The following is a 7,123-nucleotide window of genomic DNA, read 5'->3' as shown; positions in this document are numbered from 1 at the left end:
CGCCCCGCCTGTCCGCGCGCCGGGGGCGGCGCTGCTGTCGGCACGAGGGCTGACGGTGGAGCGGGTGCGCGGCACCACGGTGGCCGCCGGGATCGACCTCGATGTGCGCGCCGGAGGCGTGCTCGCGATCACCGGCCCGAACGGCGCGGGGAAATCGACGCTCGGGCTCACCCTCGCCGGTCTGATCCCGCCGGGCGGCGCTCCCACGGGCCGGACCGCGCCCGCGCCCGCGAGCACGACGCTCGTCGCGACGCCGGAGCTCGCCGGAGGGATCGGCAGTTCGCCGATCCGCTGGACCTCCCGTCAGCTGCTCACGCGCATCGGCACGGTCTTCCAGGAGCCGGAGCATCAGCTGCTCGCCCGCACCGTCCGTGAGGAGCTGGAGGTCGGCCCGCGGGCGCTCGGCCTGGACGACGCCGCGAGCCGCGCCCGGGTGGACGAGCTCCTCGTGCGGCTGCGGCTCGACAAGCTCGCCCTCGCGAACCCCTTCACCCTGTCGGGCGGCGAGAAGCGCCGGCTCACCGTTGCCGCGGCCTTGGCCACGCGACCGCGCGTGCTCGTGCTCGACGAGCCGACCTACGGCCAGGATGCCCGCACCTGGGCGGAGCTCGTGGCGCTGCTTGCCCGCCTGCGCGACGGAGCGGATGCCGAGGAGCGCACCGCGATCGTCGCGATCACGCACGACCTCGAGGTYGTGCGTGCGCTGCACGCGGAAGAGTTCGTCCTCGCCGGGGACGAGGCATCCGCATGACCCTCCTGGAATCTCGGGCGCGCACGGGGATGGTCGCGCGGATCAACCCGGTCGCCAAGCTCGGCGCGAGCGCGCTGATCGCGCTGCCGCTGATCCTGACCCTGGACTGGGTCTCGGCGGCGGTGGCGTTCGCGCTGGAGTGCCTGCTGTTCCCGTTCGCGGGGCTCGGCTGGCGGGAGTTCTGGGCGCGCACCTGGCCGGTCTGGCTCGCCGCACCGCTCACCGCCCTCACGATCGCGCTGTACGGCGAGACGTCCGGCACGGTCTACGTGGACTGGTTCGTCGTCCGGATCAGCGAGGGGTCGCTCGAGCTCGCCGCCGCGACCTTCTTCCGGGTGCTGGCGATCGCCCTCCCCTCGGTGGTGCTGTTCGTCACGGTCGACCCGACGGATCTCGCCGACGGCCTCGGCCAGGTGCTGCGTCTGCCCGCACGGTTCGTGCTGGGCGCGCTCGCCGGCTTGCGGATGGTCGGACTGTTCGTCGACGACTGGCGGGCGCTCGAGCTCGCGCGGCGCGCCCGCGGCGTCGCCGACCGGGGGCGCATCCGACGCTTCCTCGGCATGGCGTTCGCGCTGCTGGTGCTTTCGATTCGCCGCGGCTCGAAGCTCGCCACCACCATGGAGGCGCGCGGATTCGGGGCACCCGGCCCCCGCACCTGGGCGCGGGAATCGCATTTCGGCGGCCGCGAGTGGGTGCTCATGGCGATCGGCGCCGCGATCTCGGCGATCGCCGTGACCGCCGCGGTGCTCGCCGGCACCTGGAACTTCATCCTCGGGCCGGGCAGCTGACTCAGGCCCGGATCAGCCGCCCGCGACCAGGCGCTCGTAGGCCGGCTCCATGGCGGGGTAGTAGTCGTCCCACGCCACGGCGCGCGGGTCGCGTCCCTGGTGCACGGCCATCAGCCGGTCGAGGTAGTACTCCCAGCCTGGGCCGATCGAGCCGACGTCCTCGCCGGGGTTCAGACGCTGCCCGAAGATCAGCAGGGTGGAATCCCCCCGCGGGACGAGTTCGAACCAGAGGTGCCACGCGCCTGCCTCCGGCGCAGTGTCGCCCACGAACCGCCGAGGCGGGTCGCACTCCAGGATCGTGTACTCCACGGGCACCGGGTCGTCGCCCTCGGCGGTCATGAAGAACATGATCTGCCCGGTGGCCGGGTCGCCCTGCCATCCCCCGATCCACTTCTCCAGCTGCTCCGATTCGGTGAGCGCGCGCCACACCACGACGGGGCGCGCGGCGAACGTGCGGGTCAGCACGAGGTTGGGGTGGCCATCGATGTCGGTGACCGTGCCGGTGATGTCCGTTCGATCGGTCATGTCGCGTTCCAGAGCTCCCGGTAGTAGGTGAGGCGCCGCCGATCCAGTGTGCCGCAATTCAGCCTGGATACGGGAGACGGATGCCGAGACCGGCGTGAATCCGCACCTCTCGCCGAAGTGCTCGAACGATTAGCCTGAGTTGGTGCACGCTCTTGCCCGCCGGAGGCGTCCCGGCGGACCGTCCTGACACTCCGTCCCGCGTAGGGTGGGATGCGATGTCACGGGGCAGCTGCCCGGCCCCCACCTGTTCGAAGGAGAACCATGGACCTCACCGGCGCATCCGCGCTCGTCACCGGCGGCGCGAGCGGTCTCGGCCTCGCCACCGCCCGGCGCTTGGCCGCAGCCGGTGCCGCCGTCACGATCGTCGATCTGCCGACCTCGGCCGGTGCCGACATCGCGACCGAACTGGGCGGCTCCTTCGCCCCCGCAGACGTCACCGATCCCGAGCAGGTCGCGGCCGCCGTCGAGACCGCCGCGGCGGCCGGACCGCTCCGCGTCGTCGTCAACTGCGCGGGGATCGCGCCGCCCGCCAAGGTGCTCGATCGCGAAGGCAGCCCGTCGCCGCTCGCGGGGTTCGAGAAGATCATCCGGGTCAACCTGATCGGCACCTACAACGTCATCGGCCAGGCCTCCGCGGTCATGGCCCGCACCGAGGCCACCGAGGACGGTGAACGCGGCGTCATCGTCAACACCGCGAGCGTCGCCGCCTTCGACGGCCAGATCGGCCAGCCCGCATACTCCGCGAGCAAGGGCGGCGTGCACGCCATGACCCTGCCCATCGCCCGTGAGCTCGCGCGCTACGGCATCCGTGTCCTCACGATCGCCCCGGGCATCATGGAGACGCCGATGCTCATGGGTCTGCCGCAGGCCGCCCAGGATTCGCTCGGCGCCCAGGTGCCGTACCCGCAGCGCCTCGGCCGCCCCGACGAATACGCGCGCCTCGTCATGGCGATCGTCGACAACGGCTACCTCAACGGCGAGACGATCCGCCTCGACGGCGCGATCCGGATGGCGCCGAAATGACCCGCACGCACGCATCGCACCCCGAGCAGCAGGAGCAGCCATGACCGAGTCGATCCTCGTCACCGTCGCGGACGGACTGGCGCGCGTCACCTTCAACCGCCCGGCCTCGCTCAATGCGATGGACTTCGAGATGGGCGGGCGCTGGCGCGACGTCGCCCACGAGATCACCACCGATGACTCGATCGGAGCGGTGATCCTGGATGCCGCGGGCCCGGCGTTCTGCGCCGGCGGAGACGTCCTCGCCATGGGCACATCAGGCGCCACGGGCGCCGACGTCACCGCGGCCGCGCACGTGATCCACGACGGCATCCGCACCTTCGTCCACTCCGACAAGCCGATCGTCGCGGCCGTGCAGGGGGCCGTCGCGGGTGGGGGACTCGGGCTCATGCTCACGGCCGACTACATCGTCGCGGCGGAGGGGGCGCGGTTCGTCAGCAAGTACGCCAACATCGGCCTGACGCCCGACCTCGGCGTCTCCACCCTGCTGCCGGCGGCCATCGGTCAGCGCCGCGCCCTCCAGCTGCTGCTGCAGGACCGTTCGCTCACGGCCGCCGAGGCGCTGGACTGGGGGCTCGTGGCCGAGGTGCTCCCGGCCGGCGAGATCGCCGCACGCGCGGAGGAGATCGCCCGGTTCTGGCTCACCGGCGCCACCGCGGCGTTCGGGCAGGCCAAGCGGCTCGTCCGCACCGGCGCCGATCGCACGTTCGCCGAGAACCTCGACGACGAGGCGGCGTCGATCGGCGCGCGCTTCGACACCGACGAGGCGAAGATCCGAGTGGCGGCCTTCGCCGCGGCATCCGCGAAATCCGCCCGATGATCACTGTCCAACCGATACGTTCCCCACGAGCCGATACGGTTCCCACCGTCGGCGACGTATCGGCTCGAAAAGTTCGTATCGGCTCGCGGGTGACCGCGGGCCCCATGAAGGAGACGCGATGACCCTCGCCGGCAAGACCATCCTGATGTCCGGCGGAAGCCGGGGCATCGGGCTCGCGATCGCCCTGCGGGCGGCCAGGGATGGCGCGAACATCGCGCTGCTCGCGAAGACCGACACCCCGCATCCGAAGCTCGAGGGCACGGTGCACTCCGCCGCCGAGCAGATCCGGGCGGCCGGCGGCAACGCGCTGCCGATCGTCGGGGACGTGCGCAACGACGACGACATCACCGAGGCGGTGCTCAAGACCGAGGGGGAGTTCGGCGGCATCGACATCATCGTCAACAACGCGAGCGTCATCGACCTCTCGCGCTCGCTCGACCTGCAGGCGAAGAAGTACGACCTCATGCAGGACGTCAACGTGCGCGGCACGTTCCTGCTCTCGCGCGCGGCCGTGCCGATCCTGCGCGAGAGCGCGAACCCGCACATCCTGTCGCTGTCGCCGCCGCTCAACCTCTCGCCGAAGTGGCTCGGCGCGCACACCGGCTACACGCTCGCCAAGTACGGGATGACGATGGTCACGCTCGGCCTGGCAGCGGAGTTCGCCGGCGACGGCATTGCCGCCAACACGCTGTGGCCGCGGACCACCATCGCCACCGCGGCCGTGCAGTTCGCGCTCGGCGGCGACCGCATGATGAAGGTCAGCCGCACGCCGGAGATCTACGCTGATGCGGCGTACGAGGTCCTGATCCAGCCCGCCCGCACCTATACCGGGCAGACCCTCATCGTCGAAGACGTGCTGGAGGCGGCCGGGATCACCGACTTCTCGGGCTACGCCGCGACCCCGGGCACGCCCGACTCGGGGCTGTTCCCCGACATCTTCCTGGACTGACCCGGGCGCGCGGGGTCAGTGCTTCTGGCCGGTCAGCAGCAGGATGCCGCCGAGCCCGATCATGAGGCCGCCGCCGGTGGCGGAGAGCGCCGCGATGCGCTTCGGCGACCGTCCGAACCACTGCCGTGCGCCGGCGGCGGCGAGGGCCCACGCGCCGTCCGAGATCAGCGCGATCACGAAGAACACCAGGCCGAGTTCGATCATCTGCAGCGGCACGGCGCCCGCGTCCAGGTCGACGAACTGGGGCAGCACCGCGACGAAGAACGCGATCGTCTTCGGGTTGGTGATGCCGACGACGAACCCCTCGCCGAGCYGTCGCCAGTGCGAGCGCGGCAGCGTGGCCGCAGTGGCCGCCTCGGCAGCGCGGTGGCGATGCCGGATCGCCTGCACGCCGAGGAACATCAGGTACAGCGACCCGGCGACCTTCACGATCGTGAAGAGCACCACCGAGCGCGCCACGATCCCGCCGACCCCCAGTGCGACGGCGAGGATGATCGGAAGCAGCCCGAGCGCGTTGCCGAGCACGCTCAGCAGCCCGCCGATCGGGCCGAGCGCGAGCGCCCGTCCGATGGTGAACAGCACGCTCGGGCCCGGAATCACGATCAGCACGAGCGCGGCGACCATGAAGGCGAGCAGGTTCTCGGTCGGGACCACCGGCCCATCGTAGTGGCGGATGCCGCGGCCCTCGGCGTCAGCGGGTCTCGAGCCGTGCGCCCATCAGCACGGTGATCGCGTCGTCCTCCAGCCACCAGAATCCGATGYGCTGGCCCCGCGTCATCGCGAGAGGCTGGGCGCCGGCGGCGATGTCCTCGTAGTCGAGGTCGATGACGAGGGTGCTCTGCGAACGCAGCGTCGACGGCGAGCACCGTCCTTCGCTCCGGGAGCCACGGGTGAGGAGGATGCAGTGCTCCGGCTGAAGCGCGCCGGCCGCCCCGGCGATCCACAGCTCCCACCCGTAGAACGAGCCGACGTTCGCGACCCACTCGACCTTCCCGCTGGACGGCATCTCGGGAGTCTCCTCATCGGGGGTCTCCGACCCAGGCCCGAGCGCGCGATCGAGCGGGATCTCGTACAGCGTGCGGGCGGTCGGATCGCGCAGGAATCCGTAGGCCTCGGGCGGCATCACGGTGGTCGGGGTGGGGGCCGCCCCGCGCTCGGGCGCGACGACGGGCGCGACCACGGTGCCGACCGCGACGGCGATCCCCACCGCGATCACCGCTGCGATGCCGACCGCGATCGTGCGGCGCCGGGGTCCACCGGCTCTGCCGGGGTCGGGCGACGCCCGGCCGTCCGCACTCGGCGACCCCGGGTCGTCCTGTGCGAGCCCGTCCGGGTCCTGCGCCAGCCCGTCCGGGTTGGTCGGCGGATGGCCGATCGCGCCTCGCGGCCATTCGTCGGCGGCGTTGTCCTGCGCGACCGGCGCCAGCGCCCGTGCGGAGTCCACCATCACGTGCTGGTCCTCGAGGGCGCGGGCCTCGAGCTCGATGAGCCGCTCGACCGCCGCCGGGTCGGCCGCGATGTCGGCGTCCGGGCCGTAGGCCCGCAGTCTCAGCGCTGCGAGCTCCGCGCGGGTCGCGTCATCCATCAGCCCTCAACGCACCCCGAAGGTGACGGTGAATGCGGTGCCGTCGGCGAGCAGGACCCGGTAGGTGTACTCCTTCCCGCTCGCGAGCTTGAGGGTCTGGATGTGCCCGGTCCACAGCTGCGCCGATTTCGCGTAGCTGAAGCCGGCGCCCACCGGCGGGTACCAGAGCTCATTCACCCGCGCCGAGGGCGACAGAGCCGCGGTGGCCACGAGGGTCATGCTCTGCACGAATCGCCTCGTCCCGATCGGCACGCCGTGGGCGTCGCAGGCGCGGAAGACCACCGGCACGCCGGACGAGCTCCGGAACACGCTCGACCCGTCCGCGTTGAGCGGGGCCAGCGCGACTCGATCGTCCACCCCGCCGCAAGTGGTCAGGGGCTCGTCCACGGTGTAGTTCGCGGGGGCGGTGCTGCGGTTGCCGGCGAGGTCGGTCGCTTCGCAGAGGACGGATGCCGCGCCCGCCGTCGTCGTCTGCGGCACCGCGCAGGATTCCGAGGCGACGCCGGACGAGGCATCCGTCGCCCTCGCCTCTGCCGTGGGGGCGGGTGCCCCGACCTCGACCGTCGCGGGCGTCACGCGGGGATCGAGCGTCGGCCCGTGGCCGTCGTACTTGACGACGACGGTGGCGGTGGCGCTGCGGCCGAGCAGGTCGGTGACCGTGCCGGTCACCTCACGGCCGGTGCTG

The 7,123-nt window shown here is 72.0% G+C and carries 9 protein-coding genes; 5 read left to right on the top strand and 4 right to left on the bottom strand.

Annotated features, from left to right (window positions below; genetic code table 11):
• On the top strand, positions 1 to 751 hold a 751-nt coding region (locus AC1DVT_RS16590; protein WP_477390085.1), incomplete at its 5' end, for an energy-coupling factor ABC transporter ATP-binding protein.
• The gene (locus tag AC1DVT_RS16585; RefSeq protein ID WP_477390083.1) at positions 748 to 1,539 is read left to right on the top strand and encodes an energy-coupling factor transporter transmembrane component T family protein; all 792 of its coding nucleotides are present in this window, start codon (positions 748 to 750) and stop codon (positions 1,537 to 1,539) included. The genes AC1DVT_RS16590 and AC1DVT_RS16585, both read left to right, overlap by 4 nt.
• Positions 1,540 to 1,551: 12 nt before the next feature.
• Here AC1DVT_RS16585 and AC1DVT_RS16580 read toward each other — a convergent pair whose 3' ends face one another.
• Positions 1,552 to 2,064: an SRPBCC domain-containing protein gene (locus AC1DVT_RS16580; RefSeq protein WP_477390081.1), complete on the bottom strand. Its 513-nt coding sequence runs from the start codon at positions 2,062 to 2,064 to the stop codon at positions 1,552 to 1,554.
• 261 nt (positions 2,065 to 2,325) lie between these two features.
• On the opposite strand from AC1DVT_RS16580, the gene AC1DVT_RS16575 reads away from it, so the two are divergent.
• The 3 genes from AC1DVT_RS16575 to AC1DVT_RS16565 all read left to right on the top strand — a co-directional run bounded on the left by AC1DVT_RS16575 (position 2,326) and on the right by AC1DVT_RS16565 (position 4,853).
• A complete protein-coding gene (locus AC1DVT_RS16575) occupies positions 2,326 to 3,087 on the top strand; it encodes an SDR family NAD(P)-dependent oxidoreductase (protein WP_477390079.1) in 762 nt (253 codons plus the stop codon).
• Positions 3,088 to 3,127: 40 nt separating this feature from the next.
• Entirely contained in the window at positions 3,128 to 3,904 is a 777-nt protein-coding gene (locus AC1DVT_RS16570; protein ID WP_477390078.1) for an enoyl-CoA hydratase/isomerase family protein, read from the top strand.
• Between the two features lie 118 nt (positions 3,905 to 4,022).
• Positions 4,023 to 4,853: an SDR family oxidoreductase gene (locus tag AC1DVT_RS16565; RefSeq protein ID WP_477390077.1), complete on the top strand. Its 831-nt coding sequence runs from the start codon at positions 4,023 to 4,025 to the stop codon at positions 4,851 to 4,853.
• Positions 4,854 to 4,868: 15 nt separating this feature from the next.
• On the opposite strand, the gene AC1DVT_RS16560 is transcribed toward AC1DVT_RS16565, so the two are convergent.
• The 3 genes from AC1DVT_RS16560 to AC1DVT_RS16550 all read right to left on the bottom strand — a co-directional run.
• Positions 4,869 to 5,507 carry a LysE family translocator gene (locus AC1DVT_RS16560; RefSeq protein WP_477390076.1) on the bottom strand — a complete coding sequence of 213 codons (639 nt, stop codon included), beginning with the start codon at positions 5,505 to 5,507 and terminating at the stop codon, positions 4,869 to 4,871.
• A 37-nt stretch (positions 5,508 to 5,544) separates the two neighbouring features.
• On the bottom strand, positions 5,545 to 6,438 hold the full coding sequence (locus AC1DVT_RS16555; RefSeq protein ID WP_477390075.1) for a hypothetical protein: 894 nt from the start codon (positions 6,436 to 6,438) through the stop codon (positions 5,545 to 5,547).
• A gap of 6 nt (positions 6,439 to 6,444) precedes the next feature.
• A partial coding sequence (locus AC1DVT_RS16550; protein ID WP_477390074.1) for a PxKF domain-containing protein occupies positions 6,445 to 7,123 on the bottom strand: 679 nt, incomplete at its 5' end.

It is taken from the genome of Microbacterium sp. P2_F9 (genome assembly GCF_056403635.1).
The sequence above is the reverse complement of the archived record's forward strand: the minus strand, read 5'-3'. Positions and strand labels throughout refer to the sequence as shown.

Coding starts and splice junctions, on each gene's coding strand:
- AC1DVT_RS16585 (WP_477390083.1), top strand. CDS start 748: ATGACCCTCCTGGAATCTCGGGCGCGCACGGGGATGGTCGCGCGGATC.
- AC1DVT_RS16580 (WP_477390081.1), bottom strand. CDS start 2,064: ATGACCGATCGAACGGACATCACCGGCACGGTCACCGACATCGATGGC.
- AC1DVT_RS16575 (WP_477390079.1), top strand. CDS start 2,326: ATGGACCTCACCGGCGCATCCGCGCTCGTCACCGGCGGCGCGAGCGGT.
- AC1DVT_RS16570 (WP_477390078.1), top strand. CDS start 3,128: ATGACCGAGTCGATCCTCGTCACCGTCGCGGACGGACTGGCGCGCGTC.
- AC1DVT_RS16565 (WP_477390077.1), top strand. CDS start 4,023: ATGACCCTCGCCGGCAAGACCATCCTGATGTCCGGCGGAAGCCGGGGC.